Below are 25,529 nucleotides of genomic sequence, written 5' to 3'. Positions count from 1 at the left end.
GAAGCTCAAAGCAATGAAACCTTCAGCGCATTGAGTGCAGCGTATCAGCAGTCTTGTGCAATGTCATGCAATTGGCGGCCGACCAATCATGACTCTTGCCGGGCAGTTGTGGCCGCCTTTTTTTCTCAATGCGTTTCCGCGCGCGTGTGCACTTCATCAGAGACTTCACATAGATCCACAGGATCTCTATTCATGACGGCCGATCCTGATGCTACCCGCTCGCGCTTGATGGAAAGGCGGCCTGTGGGCACCTATAGAGATACTAGTTCTCGAAATGATGAGGCGACCTTGTCTCGTGCTGCTGCTTCATCCGTATCCCATAAATCAGCCAGGACCTTAATCGCGTCGGCACATTCGCCTGGCTGCAGAGGCTTGCCGGCCACCATTCCGAAGGGACCATCCGTCTCTGTCAGCACGCGATGAGATGGCATGCGGGCGGCCAATGTCCGGCCTTTCTGGCTACGAAGCATGGCGCTTCCTACCGAGAACCAACATCCCATTTCTGAAGCCCGAGCCAGTTCACGCTGCGTGCCCGAAAACCAATGCAAGACAGCCACCCCATAACCTGGATGCTTCTCCAAAGCATCAAGTACATCCTTTGCCGCCGCGCGGCTATGTAATGTGAGTATTCGTCCTCCTGCTTTCACGCATGAGGCAAGAATGTGGTCAAACACCTCAGCCTGATCGTGCCAAAAGGTACGACACTCCGGACCGCCATCAAGTCCGACTTCACCGACATATCGTGCTTCAGGAAGCAACTTATCAAAGAGGCTGAGTTCTGACTTTCTGTCTTTTGCCAGCTGGGGATGTAAACCCAGTGCGGTTTTGATGCGTGGATGGCCTGCAGCCAGTTCGGTAGTGCCGCGCCAAGCCCGCGGAGTTGTTGTTACGGACAACACGTAGGACTTCTGTCGCGCGATATTCGCGACCTGGTCGCGGGGATCTGGATAGAGATCCAGGTGGCAGTGCATGTCTACTGTGGGCCCGCTCATTGGAAAGCTTGTTCGTTTTCCACGATGGCTCTTGCCTCTGCCGGTCCTTGAAGAAGTTGTTCACTTTCCAGAAAGGCCCTTACCTCCGACATTCCTCTGTGCACAACGCTGACAAGGGACGCTTGTTGTGCATGATCGTTCGGCAGCGGCCCCGTTTTAGCCACCCATGTCGCAATGTCTTCATCTGGAAGGCGACGAGATGCAAGGATCATTGCCATGAGGTCATCCGAATCAACATCGTGCGCAAGCACTTGACGCAGGTTATCGCCCGGGGGCTTGTAGTGTGTTTGGTCCTCCCAGCCAGCGGCATGGAACGATGCTCGTCGAATCAAACATGGAACACACTTACCGCATTGCTGCCCAGTCCTCTTCCACTTGCCGCAAGAGACAGTGCGCCCTGCAATGCCTCTCAATAGATCCTGGTCAAGGCAGTCTCGAATCATCTCGCCCTTTGTCTTGTGTGCGAAAGGATTGTGCAGTTGAACAGGCAACCCCACCGTATCGAGCACGGCCTGAATGAGACTTAGGTAGTGTGGATGGGTTGTCCGCGTACTAAGCGCACCAATGCGACGATTGGTAAGCGGCGGATTGATTGCGATTAACCCATTTTCGGGAATGAATAGCTGCACTCGTTGGCGATGCCCGTTTCGCTTTGCAATCGTAGCTGCCGCCAACGCCCCCATCGCAAAGAAGTTGAAGCTACGGGTTCGCATTTGAACGTCATTCGCATGATCTAAATGATTCAGAGGATGGGCATGTAAAGCTAAACGGGGGGCGCGATCACGTACATGCTGCAAAATCTCCTCTTGCCGGCTAGCGTCGTGCGAGTAGGCATGACTGACAAGTACTGTCCTATGATCCTGCGCTCGAAGGTTTAACATGCCGATGGCGCTATCGAGCCCACCAGAGTATAGGCACGCGCTTTCACAACCATCGAGAACGAGCTTATTGGTTACTCGTGTACGAGGCACAGGCGGCGTTTCACCCCCATCCGTAAACTCTAGCGCCCATTGATCTCCACTCAAGAATCGCAGTGCCTTCTCGAGGAGCGGCGCGGCTGGCGCCCACCGCGCTGGGTCAGCTAGAGCAACGACCAGTCGTATATCCCGCGCCCACCCATCAGCGGCTTCGCGACGATTGGTAAACGTATCTGCAGCAGTGACCGCTAGCGACAGAGACAGAAAATCAAACGCTCCTGGGTCCACCGGAGTGGCAATTCGCGAAACCATGTCAAGCACAGGACCCCCGATTGCAGCCATGCGTGGCTGCGCAAGCGGTCCGTAAAGGTGGACAGGGACACATCCAGCGTGAGGTGCTGGCAGCTTCGTTAGATCAGGATGAACAATCACCTCGGTCACGGCTGGTAGTCCTCCCATTCGCGCCATACTTCCTTGATTGCGGCCAGCTGGGCCGCCTGCATTTGGGCAGTGGTCATCACTTGGAGCTGACCTTCAAGCAATGGCCTCATGTGCTTTTCAGTAACAGCCCTAACCAGTTCGAAAAGATCTCTTTCTGCATCCTCGGCTTGCTTTGGCGTTTCGGCCTTAGCGAATGCTCGGTCTGAGTCAAGAACAACCTGCTCAAAGACACACTGAGTTGCATAAGCGACCATCACGTCCATCAGCACTTCATCAGTAATACTGTTGAAGTCGAAGGCAACCTCACCGTCTAGGCAGGTGGCAAGCGCCTCATTCAGCGCTGCTCGGATTCGATCCGAGTCGCCATTCTCCGGCACTAAAGCATCGACGATCGCGTTGATAGCGTCCCGTGTGGAGCGCCCAGCCAACGCACGCAAGTTGACCGGAGCATTAGCCGGGTCGTTGCGAAGTTGATTCAGTGCGTTGTAAAGGCCGCCACCGGCTTGCGCCATTGCCCCGAAGCGCCGAGGCCCCACTGCCGAGCCACCAGTTGCGCTGCGCGCATATCCACGCAGGGCCTTGCGCAGGTAGGTCGGGTCACCGCTCGAAACAAATCGACCCAGTGACGTGCGAAAACCTCGGAATCGATTAGGCTCTGGTTCCGGACCAGGGCCGGCACCATCCACATCGGCCCAGGGAGGCACCAACGGGCTATTACTATTCGGTCCTTTGCTTGACGTCGAGGTCCCCATTACTTCTCCTCCTTGTACCAATCCTTGTCACCAATCGCGGCCCGCAACCACGGCGGACTTTGACCAGGAAGTCCATGCACGAATGCCGCGAGCTCTTCCGCTGCGGCCGGATTGACGTCAGCCAGAAGCTGCGCTCCGTTGAACGCTTCCGGCTTACCCTTCCAATCCGCATGGGTGCGCAGAACAGCGATGAGGTCTCGCATCACCCCAACATGCTCGCCCGCAGGAATGGATTGGATAGCTTCTTTGGCAGCAGGCGACGCCAGCGTCCTAATACTCCTCAAGCGAAGCGCCGCCCGTGCTGCCGCCTGGGAAAGTTCTGCCGACTGGGTTCGGAGGGGAGTGGTCTCTCGGCTGAGATATACCAATGGACGTAAATCGAGCCCACCTAGTGATGGGCTTAGACCAAACCAGTCAAGAAGGAAGGTGGCGTTTTTCTTCCATTCGTCTGGGCATACCTCGATAAATTTGGGCGGATCGTCGCGCAGGGCTTCAAGCGTGGCAATGAGATCCGGCTTCCCACTCGGCGCTTCATTAATTAGCGAATACATTTTGGTGATAGCGGTTGGTTCCACGCAGCGTTCGAACAACGCAAATTTGGCAACCATCTGCTCGTCAACCGGCATCTCTCTACGAGAAGCTATGCGAGATCGTAGGCGCACCACATTGAGCATGCGTTTTACGATGCGCGGATTGCCCTCAACAAGTGGAGCATTGGCCAATAGGGCAGCCATCCGGTCAGCAACATCGAAACTATTCCTTAGCTCCTTGCCTTCCTCTCCAAGGACCGCCAATGCATCCTCAATCGATAGTGGCGCCTCCTTCCAACTCAGTCGCAAATTGGTCTCAAGCCGCTCACGCAACCGTTCCACAGCATTCGTATCGCCAATGCTTGCATTGGTGAAAAGCATGAAGAGATAGGCCCGAATCTCCGCAATGCCTAACCGCGGCACGCGCACCGGAACTTGAATGAGCTTGTCGAGGTAGTCTTTGACGTGCCGCGTGTCAGCATCCCGAAAATACTGAGAGACGGAGTGCCGAACCATATCTTCGTCTGCGGCAACAACGAACGCCGAGCTCTCCATAAATAGGAACAGGCGAAGCGCTTCGAGTGTCTGGATAGTTTGCGTTGGTAGACAGCGATCTAGGTTGTCGACAAAGACAATCAGGGTTTTTCCGAGTTTTGTAAGCAACTCGCCAAATTCAGCTCGAAACGCATCAATTTCTTCAGGAGGACTCTTCTTCTTTTCAGGCTCTACGAGCTTGCGGACTTCCTTTCCACCTTCAGCCACAGCCTTGGCATCGTCAGCACCTGGTTGGCCCGCAACGTAATTGCCAACTGCGTCAACCGCACGGGCTGCAGCACCAAAAACGGGAATCCCATGGGCGGCCGCAACCACTTCGATCGCAAGCCCAAGTGTGCGAACTGTGTTCACGCGTGCAAGTAAACGCCTAGCAAGCCCCAACAAGCCTGCGTCTTCCTTGGCTTTGTCGTAGAGCGTTCGCGCGATGACATCCATCAACGCCGCTCGTGCGTCGTCAAATCCTTGATAGAGCCAGGCATCAAAGCGAATCACGATGACACCGTCATTCGCACGATGTTTGAGGTCAGCCTCGATAAGGTTTAGCAGGCTAGATTTACCTGTTCCCCATGTGCCAAAAATGCCGACCGAAACCGGCCGCATTGCAGGATCCAAAAGAATCTCTGAGACGACCTCTGCAACCTCTAAATAATTGAGGTAGTCACTCCGGGTCTCGATGTCCGACCACATGCTCCCTTCCCCCTGTCGTCCACACACAGTCTGGCGTCTTGCCATAACTGCGATTTCTATCACACATCAGTTGTGACTGTGGCAGTGTTGCGTCGCGTCATGCGATGGACGCGGCAACCAAGGGGCATCCAGTCCTCTAGGATGATTGAGCCACTCAGAATCCACTTATAAGGGCCCCATCTTCGCCACCCGGTACCTGTCCATCACGCGTGCCCAAATGTGTCACCGCGATTGCGCCCGATGGATTGGCGGGGCGCTATTGATGGGTGTGGACGCGGTGATCATTCACCACAGAGCTGCTTTAGATTGTTCGCCCCGCCCACGCTGGCCACTCTGCTAGGGTGTGCAATACCGCACTGACGAACCTCGCGAGGAAGGCAGGCATGGCATCGACTCGTCACGATGACACCCCAAAGACGATGGACGAAATAAGGGAAGAATTTCGGCAATATCTGAAGAGCTACCCCGATTTCGACGATCTAATCGCAACGGGAATGCTGCGCCCGATCGGCGGCGGGTGGTATGAACCGGGCGGCGGCCGGCTGCAGGATGGGTTGGGCAAATACATGAATGTTCGGGTGCGCAGCGGGAAAGCGCAGTACAAACCCATCAAGTTGACCAAAGACCTGAAGGCGCTCAAAGACTCACTATGAGGCAGCTGGCTCGCGAGCAATGAAGGCGGTATATCAGGTTAACCGTCGTCCTTGTCGGTGTAGTCCTCGTTCCACCATACGATGAAACAGATTACAGCCAGCAGACCTAGACCTATCTCGTTAAAAAACGTACTGCATCGGCTCCCCCGACTCACAGTTTTGCGGCGCCCTCTGTTCTAGCCAAGGTCGACCCTTATAGCCGGCGCGCTATGTGCTGTGGCTTAGGGAAGTGGCTGATCCTCGAGCTCGGGCACTGTCGAAATCGGCAATGTGTTGCAGATAAGCCACGCATCCTTGGCACAACCTGCGGGCGCGCCACAAATTTGCCACACCCAAGCTGCGAAATCCTGCAATCCAAAGCAAAACAGCGCATCACACTGCAACGTGTAATGCGCTGTTTTAATTGGAAAAATTGGTGCCGGAAATAGGAATCGAACCTACGACCTACGCATTACGAATGCGCCGCTCTACCAACTGAGCTATTCCGGCATTGAACTGCCAATTCTACGTAGCGGATCGAAACCGCGCAAGACGTTGCCGGTCAGATACTGGCCGAGACACCACCTGCGAGTCGCAACTCTTTGGGTAGCGCGAAGGTAATCGTCTCCGGCTCCCCGTCGAGTTCGCGTACGGCGCCTGCGCCCCACGATTGCAGGCGCGCAATGACGTCGCGCACCAGCTTCTCCGGCGCGGAGGCACCGGCGGTGAGGCCAATGCGAGTAACGCCGTCCAGCCAGCTGCGCTCGATGTGTTCGGCACCGTCGATGAGGAAGGCGCGTACACCCTCCTTCTCCGCCAGCTCACGCAAACGGTTGGAGTTGGAGCTATTGACTGAGCCGACCACCAGCATCAAGTCGACGGCACTCGCGAGGCGGCGCACGGCGTCTTGGCGGTTCTGCGTGGCGTAGCAAATGTCGTCTTTGCGCGGACTTTCGATGTCGGTGAACGTGGTCCGCAGCGCTTCGATAATCGCCTTGGTGTCATCCACCGACAGCGTGGTCTGCGTGACGTAGGACAGCTGGTGCGGGAACTTGGGTGCCAGCGCGGCGACGTCTTCCACCGATTCGACCAGCAGGATCTCACCCTGGTTGGCGGGGTTCCACTGCCCCATGGTGCCTTCCACTTCGGGATGGCCGGCATGGCCGATCAGTACCACGCTACGGCCAGTGCGACCCAGGCGCGCCACTTCCATATGCACCTTGGTCACCAGCGGACAGGTGGCGTCGAATACTTTCAGACCACGCTGCTCGGCTTCTTCACGCACAGCCTTAGAGACGCCATGGGCGCTGAAGATCACCGTAGCGCCATCAGGCACCTCGTGCAGCTCTTCCACAAATACGGCGCCGTCGTTGCGCAGCTTGTCGACCACGTAGCGGTTGTGCACCACTTCGTGCCGCACGTAGATGGGTGCGCCGTAGGATTCGAGCGCACGCTCGACGATGGCGATCGCGCGATCTACGCCCGCGCAGAAGCCACGGGGATTGGCGAGCAGAATGTCCACGGATGCTCCGGATCTATCGGTTCGACTGACAGGGCCGGATTATCGCACGGCCGGTGGGGCCGTACGTGAGGGTGTGTTCAGACCTTGGATTTGCCCTGAAACAGGCCGAAAACCACCAGCGCTACTGCACCTACGGTGATCCCACAGTCGGCGAGATTGAACACCGGGTAGTTCCACTCGCGGAAATAGACATGGATGAAGTCGGTGACCTGCGAGGCATGCAGGCGGTCGATCAGGTTGCCCAGTGCACCGCCCACGATGAGGCTCACGGGCAACGCGGTCTTCCAGTCGCCGCGCGGCGTGCGCGACAGCCACGTCACCAGCACACCACTGATCACCACCGCGAGCGCCACGAAGAACCAGCGCTGCCACCCATCACCGGCGGCAAGGAAGCTGAAGGCAGCGCCCTTGTTGAAGGCCAATGTCCAGTTGAGGAAACCCGGGATCACTGGATGTGGCGTACCCGCAGGCTGCAGCGCAGCGAGCGCCCACCACTTGCTCAGCTGGTCGAGCACGATGACGACGGTGGAGAGCAGGAGCCAGGACAGGGCGTTGGGTTTGGGTTTCATAAGTACTTCGGTGTAACGAGCTGAACTTCCTCTCCCCTCCGGGGAGAGGGTTGGGGTGAGGGGCCAATCTTGCAGTGGGATTGAAGCGAAGCGACGTCTGCTCTTTAGAAGCTCTGCCGCGAGCACCCGACCTTTACCCCCTTTTGGGGGCTCACCTCGGGTCCTCTCCCCGGAGGGGAGAGGAAGAAGAGCCTTAGAACCAGCGACGATCCTCACCCGGACCATCCACATTGCTGATGCAGCGATCGCACAGCTCCGGGTGGTTCGCATGCGTACCGACGTCGTCGCGGCGATGCCAGCAGCGCACGCACTTGGCGGCGTCACTGACCGTGGCCGAGACCCACACGTCCGCACCTTCCAGCTCCGTCAGCACAGCGTCCGCCGACTGACCACCGGCCAAGTCCAGACGCACATCGGATGTGATGAAGAAGAAGCGCAGCTCGGAAGCCACCGGCTGATAGCGCGTAACAATGGCCGGGTCGGCATGGATCGCCAGCTTCGCTTCCAGCGAGGCACCGATCTGCTCGCCCTTGCGCATGCCTTCGAGCACGCGCGATGCGGTGTCGCGGATGGCCAGCAGGTCGGCCCAGTAGCGGCGCTGTTCCGGCGAACCCTGTGTCGATGCGAGACCTTCGTACCAGGTTTCGAACAGCACGCTTTCGCTACGCTCGCCCGGCCCGCTCGTAGCAGGCATGTTCTGCCAGATCTCTTCCGCGGTAAAGGTGAGCACCGGTGCCAACCAGCGCACCAGCGCCTCGGCGATGCGATACATCGCGCTCTGCGCGCTGCGGCGACCGTGGCTCTCGGTCGGCATCGTGTAGAGGCGGTCCTTGGTGATATCCAAGTACAGCGCACCCAGCTCGTTGGTGCAGAAGTTCTGCACGCGCTGGACGATTTCCGGGAAATCGTAGCGGTCATAAGCGGCCATCACGGCCTGCTGCGTGTCGTACGCCTGCTGCACGGCCCACTGGTCGAGCAAGAGGCTCTGTTCCACCGGCACCAGGTGCTTGGCAGGGTCGAAGCCATCCAGGTTGCCGAGCAGGAAGCGCGCAGTATTGCGGATACGGCGGTACGTGTCGGAAACGCGCTTGAGGATCTCGTCCGACAACGACATTTCGTTGCGGTAGTCGGTGGAGCAGATCCACAGGCGCAGGATGTCCGCGCCCAGGTTCTTCATGATGTCCTGCGGCTCGATACCGTTGCCCAGCGACTTGGACATCTTGCGACCCTGCGCATCCACGGTGAAGCCGTGGGTGAGCACGTCGTTGTACGGCGCCTTCGCGAACATGGCCGACGAGGTTAGCAGCGACGACTGGAACCAACCGCGATGCTGGTCCGAGCCTTCCAGGTACATCACTTTGTAGCTCGACGCCTTGCCCTGCTGCAGTTCGGGACGCTGGCCCACCACAGCGAAGTGGCTGACACCGGAATCGAACCACACGTCGAGCACGTCGAGGACCTTTTCATAGTCCTTCGCCTGATCACCCAGCAGTTCGGCGGCATCCAGCGCGTACCACGCATCGATACCGCCTTGCTCCACGCGTTTGGCTACTTGCTCCAGCAGCGCGACGGAATCCGGATGCGGCTCCTGCGTACCCTTGTGGATGAACAGCGCGATCGGCACACCCCAGGTGCGCTGGCGCGAGATGCACCAGTCAGGACGATCGCCCACCATGCCGGCGATGCGTTCCTCGCCCCACGAGGGCACCCAACGCACCTGCTTGATCGCATCGAGGGCAGTCCGGCTCAGGCCTTCCTTCTCCATGCTGATGAACCACTGCGGCGTGGTGCGGAAGATCACCGGGGTCTTGTGACGCCAGCAGTGCGGATAGCTGTGTTCGATCTTGGCGAAGGCCAGCAGCACGCCGCGACGACGCAGCAACTCGACGATCTCGTCGTTGGCTTTCCAAAGATGCTTGCCCGCGATAACAGTGCCATCGAGCGCGGCCGGCGTATCGGCACGGTAGGTGCCGCGTGCCTCGGTGTAGTTGAGCGTTTCGATGCCGTACTTGCGCGAGACGATGAAGTCTTCCACGCCGTGGTCGGGCGAGGTGTGCACGGCGCCGGTACCGTCTTCGGCAGACACGTGGTCGCCGATCAACACAGGCACTTCGCGCGCATAGAACGGATGCTTGAGCAGCACACCTTCCAGCGCCTGGCCGGCGACGTGGCCGAGCACCTTGGCCTCGCCTTCGATGCCGTAACGCTGCGCAACCTTTTCGACGAGCGCACTGGCGACAACCAACAGCACACGATGACCGTCGCGTGCCGGGCCTTCGATCAACGCGTACTCGAGTTCACCACCGAGCGATACCGCCTGGCTTTCCGGCAACGTCCACGGGGTGGTGGTCCAGATGGGGATGGCGACGATCGCGTCTCCCGCATCGACGCCAAACTTCTGCGCGAGTGCTTTGGCATCAACCGCGTCGTAGGCAACGTCGACCGCCGGGGACACCTTATCGGCGTACTCGATCTCGGCCTCGGCCAACGCCGAACCACAATCGAAGCACCAATACACGGGTTTGGCGCCCCGCACCACGTGGCCGTTACCGACGATCTTCGCCAGCGCACGCACCATGTCGGCTTCGTATTTGAAGTCCATCGTGCGATAGGGGTTTTCCCAATCGCCAAGCACGCCCAGGCGCTTGAAGTCGGTACGTTGTAGGTCGATCTGCTGCTGCGCGTACTCGCGGCACTTTTGGCGGAAGGCGGCGGCGTCGAGCTTGTCACCCACGCGGCCAAACTTCTTTTCCACGGCGACTTCGATCGGCAGACCGTGGCAGTCCCAGCCCGGCACATAGGGCGCGCGGAAACCGGCCAGCAGGCGCGACTTCACCACCACGTCCTTGAGCACCTTGTTTACGGCATGACCCAGATGGATCACGCCGTTGGCGTACGGCGGGCCATCGTGCAACACGAACACATTGTCACGATTGGCTGCGCGCTCCTGGATCTGCGCGTAGCGGTTCACCTGCTGCCAGTCGGCCAGCCACTTGGGCTCGCGCTTGGGCAGGTCGCCGCGCATCGGAAATTCCGTCTGCGGCAGATTGATGGTGTTCTTGTAATCCTGGGTCATTGCCTGGGGACGCTCTGATCAGTTGTACGGGTGTCGCCCGGTGGGCGCCGTAGCCCATGGGGCCGGCGCTTCAACCATTAAGGCGAAAGCGCCAACGTTACCGGATTTGAGCCGGTTACGCCTCGCTGAGACGCGGATTCATGCCCAGCAGTTCACGAGCCTGGCGGGCGTCTTTGGCCATCTGGACGGTCAAGTCGTCCAGGTTGTCGAATTTCTGCTCGTCGCGCAGCTTCGCCACGAACTCTACCGCCATGCGTTGGCCGTACAGGTCGCCGTCGAAATCGAACAGATGGACCTCCAGCAGCGGCTCCGGCACCTCGTTCACCGTGGGCCGCACACCCAGGCTCGCCACGCCCGGCCAGCTGCATTCGCTCTCGCCCAGACCCACGCGCACGGCAAAGATGCCGTGGACCGGGCTGGCGCGGTCGCGCAGATGGATATTGGCGGTGGGATAGCCGAGTTGGCGACCCAACTGCTTGCCGTATTCCACCTTGCCGTCGATCACGAACGGGCGACCCAGCAAGGGCGCCGCGCCGGAGAATTCACCCGCCGCCAGCAGCATGCGGACCCGCGTGGCCGAGACCCGCGCGCCATCCAGCAATACCGACGGCATGGTGCGCGCGGTGAAGCACCATTCCGGACCTACCCGCTCCAGCATCGCCACGTCGCCGCTGCGCTTGTGGCCGAAGCGGAAATCTGCACCGACCCAAACCTCCCGCGCATTGAGGCGATCTACCAGCACGCGACGCACGAAATCGTCCGCCGACATCGATGTAAGGGCGCGATTGAAGCGGAGCAAGAGCACCTGCTCCATACCCGCCGCATCGAACCCGCGCAGTTTCTCGCGGACGCTGGAAAGCCGGGGTACCGGTTCCGGCGAAAAGAAGGCACGAGGTAGCGGCTCGAAGCTCACTACGATGGGGGTAAGGCCAAGCTCGGCGGCACGCTCATGCACCTGCGCAAGCAGTGCCTGGTGACCACGATGCAGGCCATCGAACGCGCCGACGGCTACCACGCTGCCGCCGGGCGCCAGAGTGGAACCGGCGACATCCCTGGAAAGTCTCATCATCTACCGAGTATAGCGGCTCGCGCCCAGTGTTTCGGCGCGAAGCCGGCCCCTCAAAGCAGGCTCTTATACGCCGCGCAGTTCGCGCAAACGGAAACCGGCCGCGAACAGCGTGACGACATAGGCACCACCGCCCGCCACTACCAGCACAGCCAGACGCCACACGCGCGTCCACTTGTCTGCTCCGGTCCAGTCCGGCCACACGTGCATGCCAGCCAGCAGCACCGCCACCATCACGGCGCACGACAACACCAGTCGCAGCGTATGGCGCGCCCAGCCCGGCTGGCGCTGGTACACCCCTGCCCGGCGCAACCAATGCCACAGCAAACCAAGGTTGATGTAGCTGGCGATAGCGCTCGCCATGCCCAACGCCATGTGCAAGCCGGGCACAGCGGCAATGCCATCCATCCAGGGCAGCTGGCGTTGTTCCGGCGTCGCCCAAAGCGTGTAAAGCAGAGCCACGAAAATGACGTTCATCACCATGTTTGCCACCAACGACGCCACGCCAGCGCGCACCGGGGTCTTGGTGTCCTGGCGCGAGTAGAACGCGGGTAGCGCCACCTTCACGAGCGCGAACGCCGGCAGGCCGAAGCTCAACGCGGTGATCGACAGCGTCGCCATATGCGTGTCGAACGGCGTGAATTGGCCATGCTGGAACAAGGTGGCTACCAGCGGCCGTGCCAGCAGCATCAGCGCAAACATGGCCGGCACGGCGATCAGCAGCGTGATGCGCAAGCCCCAGTCCAACGCCTTGGAGAAACCTTCCTTGTCGGTGGTTACGTGATGGCGCGATAGCGACGGCAGGATCACCGTGCCCAATGCGACGCCGAACAGACCCAGCGGCAATTCAAGAAAGCGATCAGCCTGCGACAGCCAGCTCTGCGAGCCCGTCATCAGATAGGCCGCGATCACCGTGTCCAGCAGCAGGTTGATCTGCGCGATGGAGGAGCCAAACAGCGTCGGCACCATCAGCGTCAGGATGCGGCGCACATCCGGATGGCTCCAGCCCCAGCGCGGCAGCGTGAGCAGATCCAGCCCACGCAGCGATGGCAGTTGAAACAGCAACTGCAACAGGCCGGCCACCAGGATCGCCCAGCCCATCGCCATGATCGGCGGGTGCACGAATTTCGACAGCCACAACGCGCCGCCAATCATGCACAGGTTGAGAATCACCGGCGTGAGCGCCGGAAGCGCGAACTTGTGGAAGCTGTTGAGCGCACCGCCGCTCAGCGCGGTCAGCGATACGAACAACAGGAATGGAAAAGTCAGTCGCAGCAGCTGCGCGGTGAGCGCGAACTTCTCCGGCGTATCAGCCGCGCCCTGCGAGAACAGCGCCGCCACCTGCGGTGCAAAAATGACACCCAGCGCAGTGATGACCAGCAGTACGCCACCCAAGGTGCCCGACACACGGGCCATCAGCTGCTTGAGGTCCTCGTGAGGACGTTTTTCCTTCACTTCGGTAAAGACCGGCACGAAGGCCGTGGAGAACGAACCCTCCGCGAACAGCCTGCGCATGAAGTTAGGAATGCGGAACGCCACCCAGAAGGCGTCGGTCGCCGCATTGGCGCCGAACGTGGCGTTGATCGACATGTCCCGGACCAGACCGAGTACGCGCGAAATCATGGTCATGCTGCTGAAGGACAGCAGCCCACGAAACATGCTGGGAGACTTCATGCCTCTTTACGTGCCTTTTCTGATGAGACGCGCCTGGCCCCTCTGCCCTGCGCCGAAAGGCGCGTAGTGTGACAGCCCCGAGTGGCAAGATGACAGCTTATACGTGGCATAATCAGGGCCTTCGGTTCACCTGTGACCGCCCATTCGGCGGCTCGGCGCCCTTCAGGACGCCTTGACAACGCTAAGCTGTTGACGCTGCGGCCCATTACCCGCATAATTGCCAGTCTTTTTCCAACCCAGCATTTCATTTCGGAGTTCTACCTTGGCCAACATCAAGTCCGCGAAGAAGCGCGCGCGCCAGTCCGAGCAGCGCCGCCTGCGCAACGTCAGCGCACGTTCCATGGTCCGCACCGCCCTCAAGAAGGTCGTCAAGGCCATTGAGGCCAAGGACAAGGCAGCCGCCGTTGAGGCCTTTGCCTCTGCACAGCCGGTCATGGACCGCTACGCTGCCCGTGGTCTGATCCACAAGAACAAGGCTGCTCGCCATAAGAGCCGCCTCAACGCGAAGATCCGCGAGCTGGCGTAAGCCAGCTCCGCGTACTGAATCTCGGGTTGGCGAGAGAGCCGGCGAAAGCCGGCTTTTTTGTGGGTGGGATAAAAGTGGGCGTCTTGCCGTGGCGTTGCGGCAATCTGGCTCGCCTGCAGCGGGCTTCCGTCCTCCTGCCGGAGGCCGGGTCGCGAGAAGGCACGAGGCGATAACCGCACGCACAGCTACTGGATCCCGGCCTACGCCGGGATGACGGTTTCATCGAAACGATGAGGCGAGCACCCGCCCCTCACCCCAACCCTCTCCCCGAAGGAGAGGGGAAGAAAAAAGGCGGCCATATGGCCGCCTTTTTAAGCTGAGGAAACAAAGCGCCGCGCTTACTCAGCGTGGCCCTCTCCCCTCAACCTCACATCCCCCGGCACCATATCCGCACGCTCCTGGTGCGCCATCTGCTGCTCCGACAGGAATTGCCAAACCTTCTGGCACACCGGCATCGTGTTCTCGCGGGCAATCGCCGAAACCAGGAACCAAGGACCCGTCCAACCCAGCCGCTTCACGACGTCCTCGGCCATCGTCTGGCGCTCGTCTTCCGGCAGCACGTCGGCCTTGTTCATAACCAGCCAACGGGGACGCTCCAGCAGTTCCGGATCGAACTTCTCCAGCTCCTGCTCGATGGCCTGCACCTGCTCCACCGGATCTGCACCATCGATAGGAGCGATGTCGACCACGTGCAGCAACAGGCGCGTGCGCGACACGTGACGCAGGAATTGGATGCCGAGGCCTGCGCCATCTGCCGCACCCTCGATAAGGCCAGGAATGTCGGCGATGACGAAGCTCTGGTCCGTACCCAGGCTCACTACACCCAGGTTCGGATGCAGTGTCGTGAACGGGTAATCCGCCACGCGCGGGGTAGCGGCAGACACGGCGCGGATGAAAGTGGACTTGCCCGCATTGGGGAAGCCCAGCAAACCCACGTCCGCCAGCAGCTTCAGCTCCAGCTTCAGCTCACGCAGATCGCCCGGTGTACCCGGTGTCGACTTACGCGGCGCACGGTTCACTGAGCTCTTGAAGTGGATGTTACCCAGGCCACCCTTGCCACCAAGCGCCACCAGCAGGCGCTGGCCATGCTGGGTGAGGTCACCGATGGTTTCGTCGGTATCGACGTTAATGACGACCGTGCCGACTGGCACGCGGATGAAGGTGTCTTCACCGCCCTTGCCGTACATCTGGCTGCCCATGCCATTCTGGCCGCGCTCGGCCTTGAACGAGCGCTGGTGTCGGAAGTCGATCAGCGTGTTGAGGCCTTCATCAGCCACCAGCCACACCGAGCCGCCACTGCCGCCGTCGCCGCCGTCAGGCCCGCCGAAGGGAATGAATTTTTCGCGACGGAAGCTGATGCACCCGTTGCCGCCGTCGCCGGCTTGAACTTTGATTATGGCTTCGTCAACGAATTTCATTGGTAATAACTATAGGCGTAGAGCCGCAGCTCGATTTTCACCACCGATGTCCGGTCGTGTGGGTCTGCCGATGTCGACGACAGAACCACCGCGCGCTGCGGATTACCGTGATGATCAAATTGGGAATAAGTTGTGTAACGGTAACCTAGTTGGCCATTCTTGGTTTCGCGGGCTACTGTCACCCGACCACCATCGTCGAAAGCCTGGGAAACCGCGTGCAGCGAAAAATCCTTGGATTTCTCACCCGATGGCGCTTTCTTGCCATCTGTCCTCTGATCGAAAACCGTCTCGCGTCCTTGCGGATCGACCTGCCGCTCAATGACTGACGTGCTTGTCTGGCTATCAACCATCATTCGCCAAACGCCAGGCGATCGATAGCTCCATTCGCCACGACCACACGAAAACGGGTGTTCGGGACCACCTTTGTAAACCAGCGAACCTTCGCATTGCAGGCTACGCAAACCCGGCGCCTTGGGCGAAGCCGTGACCGTAAACTCACTGCCACCCAAAGACAGAAACACCGTCCGGAAGGTCAGTGTATTCCCAGTCGGCCCATAGTGCATTTCCACGGCCCTCTCGGTGACATCCTCACCGTCCTTCGACTTGGCCGGTAGGTCAGTCGGCGGCGAAAAGGTCTCCGGAGAAGCGAGCGCCGCGGCCATATCGGCTGGGCGCTCAAGCAGGTAGATCTTGACGCTTGCCTGCTCGACATGGCCCTGCAAACGGTCATACCGAACATCAGGAAGGGGCGGCTCCTGAGTTTCCATGGAGTGGGAACCGCAACCCGCAACAAACAGTACCGTTACGAGCGAAACCCAGCGGCAAATCTTAGGCCTGACCATCCCTGCAGTCCTCCGATAAACCCGTTCCTGGAAACAAAAAGCCCCGCCGAAGCGGGGCTTTCGCTTCAACGCCTAGGCAATCAAACCTTGACGACGCTGACGAACTTACGGCCTTCGGCGCCGCGAGTCTTGAACTCAACGGTGCCATTAACCAAGGCGAACAGCGTGTGGTCACGACCCACGCCCACGCCGGTACCGGCATGGAACTTGGTGCCGCGCTGACGCACGATGATGTTGCCGGCCTCGATGGCCTGACCACCGTAGATCTTGACGCCGAGGTACTTAGGGTTCGAATCGCGACCGTTGCGGGACGAACCTACGCCTTTTTTATGTGCCATGACTATTTGCTCCGGCTAATCAGGCGTTGATGCCCGTGATCTCGACTTCGGTGAAATGCTGACGATGTCCCTGCTGCTTCTTGTGGTGCTTGCGGCGGCGGAACTTGATGATGCGGATCTTGTCGGCACGGCCGTGCTTACGCACGGTGGCACTGACGGTGGCACCGGCCACGATCGGGGCACCCACGGTGATCGACTCACCGGCACCGACCAGCAGAACCTGGTCGAAGGTGAAGGCGGCGCCTTCTTCGGCGTTGAGCAGCTCCACGCGCAGGACGTCGCCCTGCTGAACACGGTACTGCTTGCCGCCGGTCTTGATGACTGCGTAACTCATGGGAATATCCCTTCTGTCGTTATTCTCTTGGGCTCGCCGGGCCCAATTGGACACCGGCGAACTCGGGAGTATAGCGGGCCTGAAGGGATCTGGTCAATTACTGACCACTCTGCCCGCTGGGCTGGCTGGCGGGTTTGGTGTCCTTCTTCGCCGGCGCGGCCTTGCTATCCGTTTTGGCTGGCGCCTTGCTGGTGGTCTTGGCAGGCGTGGTCTTCTTGGGCGCAGGCTTGGCAGTGGTCTTCTTGACCGGGGTCTTGGCGTGCGAGGTGGTATGGGTGGAGTGCGCCGCCGGCTTGGCCTCTTCCGCGTCGGATCCTGTTTCGGTCTTCGTGATTGCAGTTGCCCCAGCCACGGAAGCGGCAGGTGCTGGTGTGACGGCGATCTTGGCGGGACAGCGGCCGGTGCTGTCCAAGGTGCCCATCTGCTTGAGCTCGTTGACCATCTGATCGCTGCGCTCGTGGCTCCACTGCTGGCCGGCCTGGTTGGCTTCAGCCATGGTGGTGGGCATTTCGGTAATGACCTTCTGGCCCAATGGTGAGCGGTAGAACTTCAGCAGGCCGTTCATCTCGTCGGAGGTGAAATGGCGCTGCCAGACGGGCACCAACCGGCCGATAAACAGCTGGGTCTGGTTGGCGTCCATATAGTTCTGCCAGAACTCGGGCTGCACGCAGGGCATCGACTGCTCCAGCGTGGTCACTGCCTGGGTATTCATCTGCAGCAGCATCTTGCCAAGCCCGACCACTTCCATCAGCTGGCGAACCTGGTCCTCGGTCGCCGGCGCCGATGACGCCATGGCTTGTCCCACGCCCATTGCAAGCGCAATGGCGGCACCCCATCTGCTCAACTTGCCCATCCGCACTCTCTAGTCCGTTATGTCGGCCGGAAACCGACGAAAGATTCCATTAGGCCATACTCGGCCGGATCTTCGTCTTAAGAGATTGTTGGATGGGGTCAGCCGGCAATAACCGTACTGACAAGTTTGATATAGTACAGTTTCCCCCTTCTCCCATCGACTATCCCGGGCGACATGGACACCATCCGCATTCGCGGTGCGCGCACGCACAACCTCAAAAACATCGACCTCGACCTGCCCCGCGACAAGCTGATCGTGATCACCGGGCTGTCGGGCTCGGGCAAGTCCTCGCTGGCCTTCGACACCATCTATGCCGAGGGTCAGCGCCGCTATGTCGAGTCGCTGTCGGCGTATGCCCGTCAGTTCCTGTCGATGATGGAGAAGCCCGACGTCGACCATATCGAGGGCCTGTCGCCAGCGATTTCCATCGAACAGAAGTCGACCTCGCACAATCCGCGCTCGACCGTGGGCACGATCACCGAGGTCTACGACTACCTGCGCTTGCTATATGCCCGCGTGGGCACGCCGCGCTGCCCGGACCACGGCATTCCGCTGGAAGCGCAGACGGTGAGCCAGATGGTGGACTCTACGCTCGCCATGGACGCCGACAAGCGCTTCATGCTGCTTGCGCCCGTGATCCGCGAGCGCAAGGGCGAGCACGTGCAGGTGTTCGATCAGCTGCGCGCACAAGGTTTCGTGCGCGCCCGCGTCGACGGCGCCGTGTACGACCTGGATGCAGTGCCGCCTCTGACGTTGCGCCAAAAGCACACCATCGAAGTGGTGATCGACCGCTTCCGTCCGCGCGACGACATCAAGCAGCGCCTGGCCGAATCGTTCGAGACCGCGCTGCGCCTGGGCGACGGCCTGGCCATCGTGGTCGACATGGACGATGCCAAGGCGCCGGAACAATTGCTGTCCTCGCGTTACTCCTGCCCGGTCTGCGATTACTCGCTGCCGGAGCTGGAACCGCGCCTGTTCTCCTTCAACTCACCCGTCGGCGCCTGCCCGACCTGTGACGGCCTGGGCGTGACGCAGGTGTTCGACGCTACGCGCGTCGTAGCGCATCCGGAGTTGTCGCTCGCGGGTGGCGCCATCCGTGGCTGGGATCGTCGCAACGCGCACTACTTCCAGCTGTTGCTGTCGCTGGCTGCGCATTACAAGTTCGACGTGGACACGCCGTGGCGCAAGCTGCCGACGGACGTCCAGAAGGCCGTGCTTTACGGCAGCGGAAAGGAGCTGATCGCGTTCAAGTACATCACCGAACGCGGTGGCCGGGTAACGCGCGAACACGCGTTCGAAGGCATCCTCCCGAACATGGAACGCCGCTATAAGGAAACCGAATCCCCCGCGGTACGCGAGGAATTGGCTAAGTACATCAGCGACCAGGCCTGCCGCGAATGCGAAGGCCAGCGCCTGAACCGCTCGGCACGCAACGTGTTCGTGGCCGACCACGCCCTGCCCTCGCTGACCTCGCGCTCCATCGACGATGCGCTCGCCTTTTTCGAGAAGCTGACCCTTACCGGTTGGCGCGGCGAGATCGCCGTGAAGATCGTGAAGGAGATCCGAGAGCGCCTCACGTTCCTTAACGATGTGGGCCTCAACTACCTCACGCTGGATCGTCAGGCGGATTCGCTCTCCGGTGGCGAGGCTCAACGCATCCGTCTCGCCTCGCAGATTGGCGCCGGCCTGGTCGGCGTGATGTACGTGCTCGACGAGCCATCCATCGGCCTGCACCAGCGCGACAATGAGCGCCTGCTGGGCACGCTGACGCGTCTGCGCGACCTAGGCAACACAGTGATCGTGGTCGAGCATGACGAAGACGCCATCCGCATGGCGGACCACGTTCTCGATATCGGGCCCGGCGCGGGTGTGCATGGCGGCGAAATCGTCGCAGAAGGCACGCTCAAGGACATCTTGACCTCGCCGCGCTCCGTCACCGGCCAGTTCCTGTCCGGCAAGCGCGGCATCAAGGTGCCAGAGGAACGCCGCCAGCAGCTCGACCCCGACTCTTGGCTGCACCTGAAGGGCGCTCACGGCAACAACCTGAAGAACGTCGACCTCGCCATTCCCGCGGGCTTGTTCACCTGCGTGACAGGCGTGTCCGGCTCGGGTAAGTCCACGCTAATCAACGACACGCTGTACCGCCTTGCCGCCACCGAACTCAATGGTTCCGGCGAAAAGGCGGCGCCGTACAAGTCCATCGAAGGCCTGGAGCTATTCGACAAAGTGGTGGACATCGATCAGTCGCCGATTGGCCGCACACCACGCTCCAATCCTGCCACCTACACTGGCCTGTTCACGCCGCTGCGCGAACTGTTCGCGCAGGTGCCGGAAGCACGCGCCCGTGGCTACACGCCAGGCCGTTTCAGCTTCAACGTGCGCGGCGGCCGCTGCGAGGCCTGCGAAGGCGACGGCATGATCAAGGTCGAGATGCACTTCCTGCCGGATGTGTACGTGCCCTGCGACGTCTGCCACGGCAAGCGCTACAACCGCGAAACCCTGGAAGTGCATTACAAGGGCCACACCATTGCCGACGTGCTCGGCATGACCGTGGAGGATGCGCTGAAGTTGTTCGAGAACGTGCCGACCATCGCACGCAAGCTTGAAACGCTGCGCGCCGTGGGCCTGGATTACATCAAGCTCGGCCAGAGTGCGACCACGCTGTCCGGTGGCGAAGCACAACGCGTGAAGCTGTCCAAGGAGCTGTCCAAGCGCGACACGGGCCGCACGCTGTACATCCTTGACGAGCCGACCACTGGCCTGCACTTCCACGATATTGAGCAGTTGCTCGACGTGCTGCACCAGTTGGTGGAACAGGGCAACACGGTGGTAGTGATCGAGCATAATCTCGATGTGATCAAGACCGCCGATTGGCTGGTCGATCTCGGCCCGGAAGGTGGTGCCGGTGGTGGTCGCATCCTCGTAACCGGCACGCCGGAGCAGGTGGCTGCCACGCCGGGTTCGCATACCGGACACTTCCTTGCCCCGCACCTCGACATGAAGCCCACCAAGGCGGCCAAGGCGACCAAGGCCGAGAGCAATGGCAAGAGCAAACCCGCATTACGGAAGAAGACTGCATGAGTTCCACCGAAACAGTGCCTGAGAAGCGCACACGTTCCCGCAAGGCCGAGGTGCAGGAAGCTGCCCCGGCCGTGACGGACGACGCACAGGCACCGGAGGCGGCGAGCGGCCCACTGTTCGTCGCCCCCATCGGCGTGCGTTGGCGTGACCTGGATGCGTTCAATCACGTCAACAATTCAAACTACCTCACCTACCTTGAAGAGGCGCGCCTGCAGTGGCTGCAGCACGTGCCGGGCTGGTTCGACGAGCATTCGATGCCCGTGCTGGCGGCGAGCGAGCTGAACTATCGCCGCCCGATCGAATGGCCGGCCCAGTTGAACGTGGAGCTGTTCTGCGAGCGCCTGGGCAACAGCTCGGTCACCATCGCCCACCGCATCGTCAACGCGAACGATGGCGCGCTCTACAGCGACGGCAAGGTGGTCATGGTGTGGATGGACCCGGCCACGGGCAAACCCGTGCCGCTACCGCAGTCGATCCGCGACGCTGCCGAAGCGGGCGCTTGAACGACCCAACCGGCATTCGGGGTTAAGCCCTTCGGCTCGACGGATGCCGCAGCTTCATGCGGCATCCGTACTATCAACGGCGACCACCCGAAAGGAGTTCGACCGTGATCCCGCTTCCCCTTCGTACCCTTGCCTTTGCCATGGCCGCCGGCACCGGCGCTGGCGCCATCGCCGCCCCCTCTTCCACCACGCTCACCCTGTATCGTAGTGACGACACCGCGCTCTACAGCGCCGGTGACAGCGGTAGCGTGCATGCTGGCTATGCCGTGGCTCGCGAGCCCCGCCAACTGGATCTCAAGTCCGGCACGCAGGACATCAGCCTCGGCGGCCTGCCGCAGTACCTTGACCCGGAAGCCATGGCACTGAGTGTCGACGGCGACGCCGCCCAGGTGATTTCCCAGCGACTGCGCCTCGGCCAGGGCCAGAACGCCGCATTGGGTAGCCTGATCGGCCAACCCGTAGAAGTCCTCGCCACCAGCGGTCAGCCGCTGGCCAACGGCACGCTGCTGCGCGCTGATGACGGGCTGCTCGTGCAAGATGCCTCCGGCCGTACCAGCCTGATCCGCGATTACGCCGCCGTGCGCGCGCAAGGCAGCTTCCAGACTGGCGCCAGCCTGCAATTGCGCGTCGACGCCAAACGCGCCGGCAAGGCACAGGCCACCTTGAGCTACACCACGTCGGGACTCGGCTGGCGTGCCGCTTACGTGGGTACGTTGGCACCGGGCGATGGCTGCAAGATGCAGTTCGAATCCCGCGCCAGCATCGCCAACCGCAGCGGTCGCGACTGGAGCAATGTGCAGTTGACCCTGGTCGCAGGAGAGCCGCAGATCGCCAAGCCCGTCGGTGGACCGCGCCCCATGGCTTTTGCCATGAAGGCCCAGGCCGCTGACAGGGCCATGCCCGAACAATCAACGCTGGCCGACTACCGCACCTACACGCTGCCGGGCGCCGTGGACCTGCCGGACGGCAGCGTGAGCCAGGTACCGCTGTACACCACCCGCACGATCGAATGCGAACGCACGTCACTGTACGAAAATGGCGGCGGTTGGGTACCACCGCAGCCGATGATCGGCCAGGACTTCGCACCCGGCGGTGAGAACACAGGCATCGTCAGCACGCTGCAGTTCCATGCCTTCGACAGCCTGCCCGCCGGCTATCTCCGCGTGCTCACCGCTGATCGCAACGGCACGCCGCAATTCATCGGCGAAGGCCGTATCAACGACACACCCAAGGGCGAGGATGCACGCATCACGCTGGGCCAGTCCTTCGACCTGCGTGGCAATCACGAACGTACCGCGTTCCACGTCGACAAGAACGGCCGCACGCTGGACGAATCCTTCCGCATTACGCTGACCAATGCTGGCGACAGTCCGCGCACGGTGACGGTGCGTGAGCATCCTCAGCGGTGGCGCCAGTGGACCCTGGTGTCATCGAGCAGCAAGCCGAGTTCGCAAACCACCGACACACTGGAATTCAAGGTGACGGTGCCAGCCAACGGCAAGGCAACGCTTGACTATGCGGTGCGCTACCAGTGGACGGCAGACGACAACCCGCAGGGGTGAGCAACGAGTGAAACGGACTGAGTGGCGAGAGAAAGCGGGGCCTCGTGGTCTTTGCTACTCTCGCCACACACCTCTCTCACTCATTCCCGGCCTATCGCCATGCTCAATCTGATCACGCACGACGCCATCACCGAAATCAACATGACGCGTCCGCCGGTGAACGCGCTGAATGTCGACCTGTTGCGCGCGATCCGCGATGCAGTCGACAACGCCGTCGCTGGTGGCGCACGTGGCCTCGTGCTGTCGGGCATGCCCGGCATGTTCTCTGCCGGTGTCGATGTACCCTCGCTGCTCGGACGTGACCGCGATGGCGTGCGCGATTTCTGGCGCGAGTTCTTTCTCACCTGCTCCAAGCTCGCCACGTCACCCGTGCCCGTCGTCGCCGCCATCACCGGGCACAGCCCCGCGGGCGGTGCGGTGTTATCGCTGTTTTGCGACTACCGCGTGATGGCAGACGGTCCGTTCCGTATCGGCCTCAACGAAGTGCAGGTCGGCCTGGTGGTGCCGGAAAGCATCCAGATGGCGCTGCGCCGCATTGTGGGTAGTTATCGCGCCGAACGGCTGATGGTGGCGGGCGCGATGGTCGAGTCGGCTGAAGCCCTGGCCATCGGCCTGGTGGACGAACTCACCCATGTCGATCAGGTGGTGACGCGTGCGGTAGCGTGGATGCAAGTCATGCTTGCCCTGCCCTCCAACGCCATGCTCAGGACGCGCACCATTGCGCGCGCGGACCTCACAGCGATTTGGGCACATCCAGAAAAGCTGCCGATCAACGAGTTTGTCGATGCGTACTTCCATCCGGAAACTCAGGCGGTGCTGGAGAAGCTTGTCGCACGCCTGAAAAAGAAAGACTGATACCTCTTTCCTGCAGCAGCGCACAACGTGCGCTTCTGCAGATGAAAGCGGCATCAGCCCGGCTCGGCGCCCTTGGCCACAGGGCGATTCGCATCACTCACCCAACCGCTCCAGGACGGCGCGTACAACCGCGCCCCTGACAGGCCCGCATGCTCCATCGCCAGCAGGTTGTGGCACGCGGTGACGCCAGAGCCACACATGTGCACCACATCTTGCGGCGCGTGCGTGCCGAGTAAGGCCTCGAATTCCTTACGCAGCTCGGCAGCCTGTTTGAAACGGCCATCCACGCGAAGATTTTCCGAGAACGGGCGACTGAATGCGCCCGGCACATGGCCGCCCACCGGATCGATCGGCTCGACCTCACCGCGATAGCGTGGCGTAGCGCGTGCATCGATAAGCATGCGATGCGCATCACTGCGCAGCGAGGCATGATCCACGATGTATCGACTGGTATCGAAATGCAGTGACACCGGGCGGGACGTCCGATGCACATCGCCCGACTCCACCGGCTTGCCCACTGCTACCCACGCCTGATAGCCACCGTCGAGTACCGCCACGTCACGAATGCCAGCAAGCTTCAGCAACCACCACAACCGCGCCGCGGCCAGCGAACCATTCGCAGCGTCGTAGCACACGATCTGCGTGCCGTCGCGCCAGCCCCATCGGGACAGCACATCAGAGAAGGTTTTCTCCAGAGGCAGCGGGTGACGCCCCAGTCCCTCTGCTTTGCGCGAGAGATCGGACAGGTCGGTATCAAGGCTGGCGTAGACCGCACCAGGAATGTGCCCTTCGCGGTAATCACGTTCACCCTTACCGACGTCACGCTCGCCGCTACCGGGCGCCATGAGGTCGAAACGGCAGTCCACGATCAGCACATCGTCGGGCGCGAGTACGGCCAGTTCTTCGACGTTGATCAGCGTGGTCTTGAATGTCATATGCGTCCCATCCTCTGCAGGAGGTTGAACACCATGGCAGCCGTGGCACCCCAGATGCGGTGGCCGCCGTGCACGAACTCCACCATGTCGCGACGATGGCCGCGGAAGTCCATGGTGTATCGCTTGAGATTGCGCGGTTCAAGGAAGAACGACAACGGCACTTCGAATACTTCGGCCACTTCGGCCGGCGCCGGATACAGACGCGCTTCGGGATCGATGCGCGCCACCACCGGCGTAATGGTGTAGCCGCTGATGGTTTCAAAGCGGTCCAAAAAGCCTAGCGGCGTCACCAGACGGCGCGCCAGACCGATCTCTTCCTCGCTTTCGCGCAAGGCAGTGGCGATGGCGTCAGTGTCTTCGGGATCCGTGCGACCACCGGGAAACGCGACTTGACCGGCATGGTCCTGCAGGTGGTCGGTTCGTACGGTCAGCACCAAGCGTGGCTGCACGCCTTCACGTACGCCCACCAACACCGCTGCAGGCCGACGCGGCTTGTCGCCGATCAGCTCGGCCATGTCCGTATGGTTCCAACCCGGCCCGCTCGGCGGTGTCGACAACGGCAGCACGGCCTGATTCAGGTCGGCCAGCCACTCCGCCGTCACGGCTGCTTCCGCGCGGGAAGCACGTCACGCATGTAGTGGAGCCGTTCCTGCTCGCCCATGCCACGCCAGCGGGCAATTTCGTCGCCGGTGCGCAGGCAGCCCTCACAGTAACCGCGCTCATCCAGACGGCAAATGCCGATGCACGGACTGAGTGGATTACTGGGAGAAACAGGGGAGCTGTCAGCTGCCGTCATGCCGCGGGAAACTACCGGTGAGGTGCGGCACCAGAGCGTGCCTAGGAAGCGCACATATTATCACGGCGGCCAC

Annotated in this window: 23 protein-coding genes and 1 tRNA gene; 6 read left to right on the top strand and 18 right to left on the bottom strand. The window is 61.1% G+C overall.

From position 1 onward, the window contains the following. Positions 1 to 251: 251 nt before the first annotated feature. The 4 genes from qatD to DYST_RS22560 form a co-directional block, all read right to left on the bottom strand. Complete coding sequence (gene qatD / locus DYST_RS22575) at positions 252 to 971, bottom strand: Qat anti-phage system TatD family nuclease QatD (RefSeq protein WP_239952182.1); 720 nt, start codon at positions 969 to 971, stop codon at positions 252 to 254. A gap of 17 nt (positions 972 to 988) precedes the next feature. Next, the gene (gene qatC / locus DYST_RS24220; RefSeq protein ID WP_343214878.1) at positions 989 to 2,221 is read right to left on the bottom strand and encodes a Qat anti-phage system QueC-like protein QatC; all 1,233 of its coding nucleotides are present in this window, start codon (positions 2,219 to 2,221) and stop codon (positions 989 to 991) included. Between the two features lie 125 nt (positions 2,222 to 2,346). Then, a complete protein-coding gene (locus tag DYST_RS22565) occupies positions 2,347 to 2,862 on the bottom strand; it encodes a hypothetical protein (protein WP_239948601.1) in 516 nt (171 codons plus the stop codon). Positions 2,863 to 3,101: 239 nt separating this feature from the next. Then, positions 3,102 to 4,874 carry a KAP family P-loop NTPase fold protein gene (locus DYST_RS22560; protein WP_239948599.1) on the bottom strand — a complete coding sequence of 591 codons (1,773 nt, stop codon included), beginning with the start codon at positions 4,872 to 4,874 and terminating at the stop codon, positions 3,102 to 3,104. Between the two features lie 383 nt (positions 4,875 to 5,257). Here DYST_RS22560 and DYST_RS22555 point away from each other — a divergent pair, with 383 nt between their 5' ends. Beyond that, positions 5,258 to 5,527, top strand: a complete 270-nt coding sequence (locus DYST_RS22555) for a hypothetical protein (RefSeq protein WP_239948598.1) — start codon at positions 5,258 to 5,260, stop codon at positions 5,525 to 5,527. A 413-nt stretch (positions 5,528 to 5,940) separates the two neighbouring features. Here DYST_RS22555 and DYST_RS22550 read toward each other — a convergent pair. From DYST_RS22550 to murJ, 6 genes are all read right to left on the bottom strand, one after another. After that, a tRNA-Thr gene (locus tag DYST_RS22550) sits at positions 5,941 to 6,016 on the bottom strand. Between the two features lie 52 nt (positions 6,017 to 6,068). Further along, positions 6,069 to 7,028: a 4-hydroxy-3-methylbut-2-enyl diphosphate reductase gene (ispH, locus tag DYST_RS22545; protein ID WP_102303545.1), complete on the bottom strand. Its 960-nt coding sequence runs from the start codon at positions 7,026 to 7,028 to the stop codon at positions 6,069 to 6,071. Positions 7,029 to 7,105: 77 nt separating this feature from the next. Continuing rightward, positions 7,106 to 7,597, bottom strand: a complete 492-nt coding sequence (gene lspA / locus DYST_RS22540; RefSeq protein WP_239948590.1) for a signal peptidase II — start codon at positions 7,595 to 7,597, stop codon at positions 7,106 to 7,108. 193 nt (positions 7,598 to 7,790) lie between these two features. Continuing rightward, entirely contained in the window at positions 7,791 to 10,673 is a 2,883-nt protein-coding gene (gene ileS, locus DYST_RS22535) for an isoleucine--tRNA ligase (RefSeq protein WP_239948588.1), read from the bottom strand. 115 nt (positions 10,674 to 10,788) lie between these two features. Next, on the bottom strand, positions 10,789 to 11,742 hold the full coding sequence (locus tag DYST_RS22530; protein ID WP_239948586.1) for a bifunctional riboflavin kinase/FAD synthetase: 954 nt from the start codon (positions 11,740 to 11,742) through the stop codon (positions 10,789 to 10,791). A gap of 63 nt (positions 11,743 to 11,805) precedes the next feature. Continuing rightward, a complete protein-coding gene (murJ, locus tag DYST_RS22525; protein WP_239952181.1) occupies positions 11,806 to 13,398 on the bottom strand; it encodes a murein biosynthesis integral membrane protein MurJ in 1,593 nt (530 codons plus the stop codon). Between the two features lie 277 nt (positions 13,399 to 13,675). Here murJ and rpsT point away from each other — a divergent pair, with 277 nt between their 5' ends. Beyond that, on the top strand, positions 13,676 to 13,939 hold the full coding sequence (gene rpsT / locus DYST_RS22520) for a 30S ribosomal protein S20 (protein WP_102303540.1): 264 nt from the start codon (positions 13,676 to 13,678) through the stop codon (positions 13,937 to 13,939). 338 nt (positions 13,940 to 14,277) lie between these two features. Here the strand turns inward: rpsT and cgtA are convergent, their stop codons facing one another. The 5 genes from cgtA to DYST_RS22495 all read right to left on the bottom strand — a co-directional run bounded on the left by cgtA (position 14,278) and on the right by DYST_RS22495 (position 17,715). After that, a complete protein-coding gene (gene cgtA / locus DYST_RS22515; RefSeq protein WP_102303539.1) occupies positions 14,278 to 15,357 on the bottom strand; it encodes an Obg family GTPase CgtA in 1,080 nt (359 codons plus the stop codon). Beyond that, positions 15,354 to 16,124 (bottom strand): hypothetical protein, encoded by a 771-nt coding sequence (locus DYST_RS22510; protein ID WP_239948585.1) that lies wholly within the window; start codon positions 16,122 to 16,124, stop codon positions 15,354 to 15,356. Before DYST_RS22510 ends, cgtA begins: the two co-directional genes overlap by 4 nt. A 155-nt stretch (positions 16,125 to 16,279) precedes the next feature. Beyond that, complete coding sequence (gene rpmA / locus DYST_RS22505) at positions 16,280 to 16,537, bottom strand: 50S ribosomal protein L27 (RefSeq protein ID WP_102303537.1); 258 nt, start codon at positions 16,535 to 16,537, stop codon at positions 16,280 to 16,282. A gap of 19 nt (positions 16,538 to 16,556) precedes the next feature. Then, complete coding sequence (gene rplU / locus DYST_RS22500) at positions 16,557 to 16,871, bottom strand: 50S ribosomal protein L21 (protein ID WP_038616498.1); 315 nt, start codon at positions 16,869 to 16,871, stop codon at positions 16,557 to 16,559. Between the two features lie 97 nt (positions 16,872 to 16,968). Beyond that, complete coding sequence (locus DYST_RS22495; protein ID WP_239948583.1) at positions 16,969 to 17,715, bottom strand: DUF2059 domain-containing protein; 747 nt, start codon at positions 17,713 to 17,715, stop codon at positions 16,969 to 16,971. Between the two features lie 183 nt (positions 17,716 to 17,898). Between DYST_RS22495 and uvrA the strand changes: the two genes are divergently transcribed. The 4 genes from uvrA (at position 17,899) to DYST_RS22475 (ending at position 23,725) form a co-directional block, all read left to right on the top strand. Then, positions 17,899 to 20,805, top strand: a complete 2,907-nt coding sequence (gene uvrA / locus DYST_RS22490; protein WP_239948581.1) for an excinuclease ABC subunit UvrA — start codon at positions 17,899 to 17,901, stop codon at positions 20,803 to 20,805. Further along, positions 20,802 to 21,308, top strand: a complete 507-nt coding sequence (locus DYST_RS22485; protein WP_239948579.1) for an acyl-CoA thioesterase — start codon at positions 20,802 to 20,804, stop codon at positions 21,306 to 21,308. The genes uvrA and DYST_RS22485 overlap by 4 nt, the downstream gene beginning before the upstream one ends. Positions 21,309 to 21,412: 104 nt before the next feature. Then, entirely contained in the window at positions 21,413 to 22,870 is a 1,458-nt protein-coding gene (locus tag DYST_RS22480; protein ID WP_428993938.1) for a DUF4139 domain-containing protein, read from the top strand. Between the two features lie 99 nt (positions 22,871 to 22,969). Further along, complete coding sequence (locus DYST_RS22475; RefSeq protein ID WP_239948578.1) at positions 22,970 to 23,725, top strand: enoyl-CoA hydratase/isomerase family protein; 756 nt, start codon at positions 22,970 to 22,972, stop codon at positions 23,723 to 23,725. A 53-nt stretch (positions 23,726 to 23,778) separates the two neighbouring features. On the opposite strand, the gene DYST_RS22470 is transcribed toward DYST_RS22475, so the two are convergent. The 3 genes from DYST_RS22470 to DYST_RS22460 are packed head-to-tail and all read right to left on the bottom strand — an operon-like array spanning position 23,779 to position 25,456. After that, entirely contained in the window at positions 23,779 to 24,660 is an 882-nt protein-coding gene (locus DYST_RS22470; RefSeq protein WP_239948576.1) for a sulfurtransferase, read from the bottom strand. Continuing rightward, entirely contained in the window at positions 24,657 to 25,262 is a 606-nt protein-coding gene (locus DYST_RS22465; RefSeq protein ID WP_233202469.1) for a CoA pyrophosphatase, read from the bottom strand. The genes DYST_RS22470 and DYST_RS22465 overlap by 4 nt, the downstream gene beginning before the upstream one ends. Further along, positions 25,259 to 25,456, bottom strand: coding sequence for a DUF1289 domain-containing protein (locus DYST_RS22460; protein ID WP_102303531.1), 198 nt, complete (start codon positions 25,454 to 25,456; stop codon positions 25,259 to 25,261). Before DYST_RS22460 ends, DYST_RS22465 begins: the two co-directional genes overlap by 4 nt. Positions 25,457 to 25,529 lie beyond the last annotated feature (73 nt).

Origin of the sequence: Dyella terrae (assembly GCF_022394535.1) — a bacterium.
In the GTDB taxonomy this organism is placed as follows: Bacteria; Pseudomonadota; Gammaproteobacteria; order Xanthomonadales; family Rhodanobacteraceae; genus Dyella.
Note: the sequence above shows the minus strand (reverse complement) of the source record. Positions and strands in the feature narration are given on the sequence as shown.

Excerpts from the sequence above, each read along its gene's own strand:
- qatD (WP_239952182.1), bottom strand. The coding sequence starts at position 971 with ATGCACTGCCACCTGGATCTCTATCCAGATCCCCGCGACCAGGTCGCG.
- qatC (WP_343214878.1), bottom strand. The coding sequence starts at position 2,221 with ATGGTTTCGCGAATTGCCACTCCGGTGGACCCAGGAGCGTTTGATTTT.
- DYST_RS22565 (WP_239948601.1), bottom strand. The coding sequence starts at position 2,862 with ATGGCGCAAGCCGGTGGCGGCCTTTACAACGCACTGAATCAACTTCGC.
- DYST_RS22560 (WP_239948599.1), bottom strand. The coding sequence starts at position 4,874 with ATGTGGTCGGACATCGAGACCCGGAGTGACTACCTCAATTATTTAGAG.
- DYST_RS22555 (WP_239948598.1), top strand. The coding sequence starts at position 5,258 with ATGGCATCGACTCGTCACGATGACACCCCAAAGACGATGGACGAAATA.
- lspA (WP_239948590.1), bottom strand. The coding sequence starts at position 7,597 with ATGAAACCCAAACCCAACGCCCTGTCCTGGCTCCTGCTCTCCACCGTC.
- ileS (WP_239948588.1), bottom strand. The coding sequence starts at position 10,673 with ATGACCCAGGATTACAAGAACACCATCAATCTGCCGCAGACGGAATTT.
- DYST_RS22530 (WP_239948586.1), bottom strand. The coding sequence starts at position 11,742 with ATGATGAGACTTTCCAGGGATGTCGCCGGTTCCACTCTGGCGCCCGGC.
- murJ (WP_239952181.1), bottom strand. The coding sequence starts at position 13,398 with ATGTTTCGTGGGCTGCTGTCCTTCAGCAGCATGACCATGATTTCGCGC.
- cgtA (WP_102303539.1), bottom strand. The coding sequence starts at position 15,357 with ATGAAATTCGTTGACGAAGCCATAATCAAAGTTCAAGCCGGCGACGGC.
- DYST_RS22510 (WP_239948585.1), bottom strand. The coding sequence starts at position 16,124 with ATGGAAACTCAGGAGCCGCCCCTTCCTGATGTTCGGTATGACCGTTTG.
- rpmA (WP_102303537.1), bottom strand. The coding sequence starts at position 16,537 with ATGGCACATAAAAAAGGCGTAGGTTCGTCCCGCAACGGTCGCGATTCG.
- rplU (WP_038616498.1), bottom strand. The coding sequence starts at position 16,871 with ATGAGTTACGCAGTCATCAAGACCGGCGGCAAGCAGTACCGTGTTCAG.
- uvrA (WP_239948581.1), top strand. The coding sequence starts at position 17,899 with ATGGACACCATCCGCATTCGCGGTGCGCGCACGCACAACCTCAAAAAC.
- DYST_RS22485 (WP_239948579.1), top strand. The coding sequence starts at position 20,802 with ATGAGTTCCACCGAAACAGTGCCTGAGAAGCGCACACGTTCCCGCAAG.
- DYST_RS22475 (WP_239948578.1), top strand. The coding sequence starts at position 22,970 with ATGCTCAATCTGATCACGCACGACGCCATCACCGAAATCAACATGACG.
- DYST_RS22470 (WP_239948576.1), bottom strand. The coding sequence starts at position 24,660 with ATGACATTCAAGACCACGCTGATCAACGTCGAAGAACTGGCCGTACTC.
- DYST_RS22460 (WP_102303531.1), bottom strand. The coding sequence starts at position 25,456 with ATGACGGCAGCTGACAGCTCCCCTGTTTCTCCCAGTAATCCACTCAGT.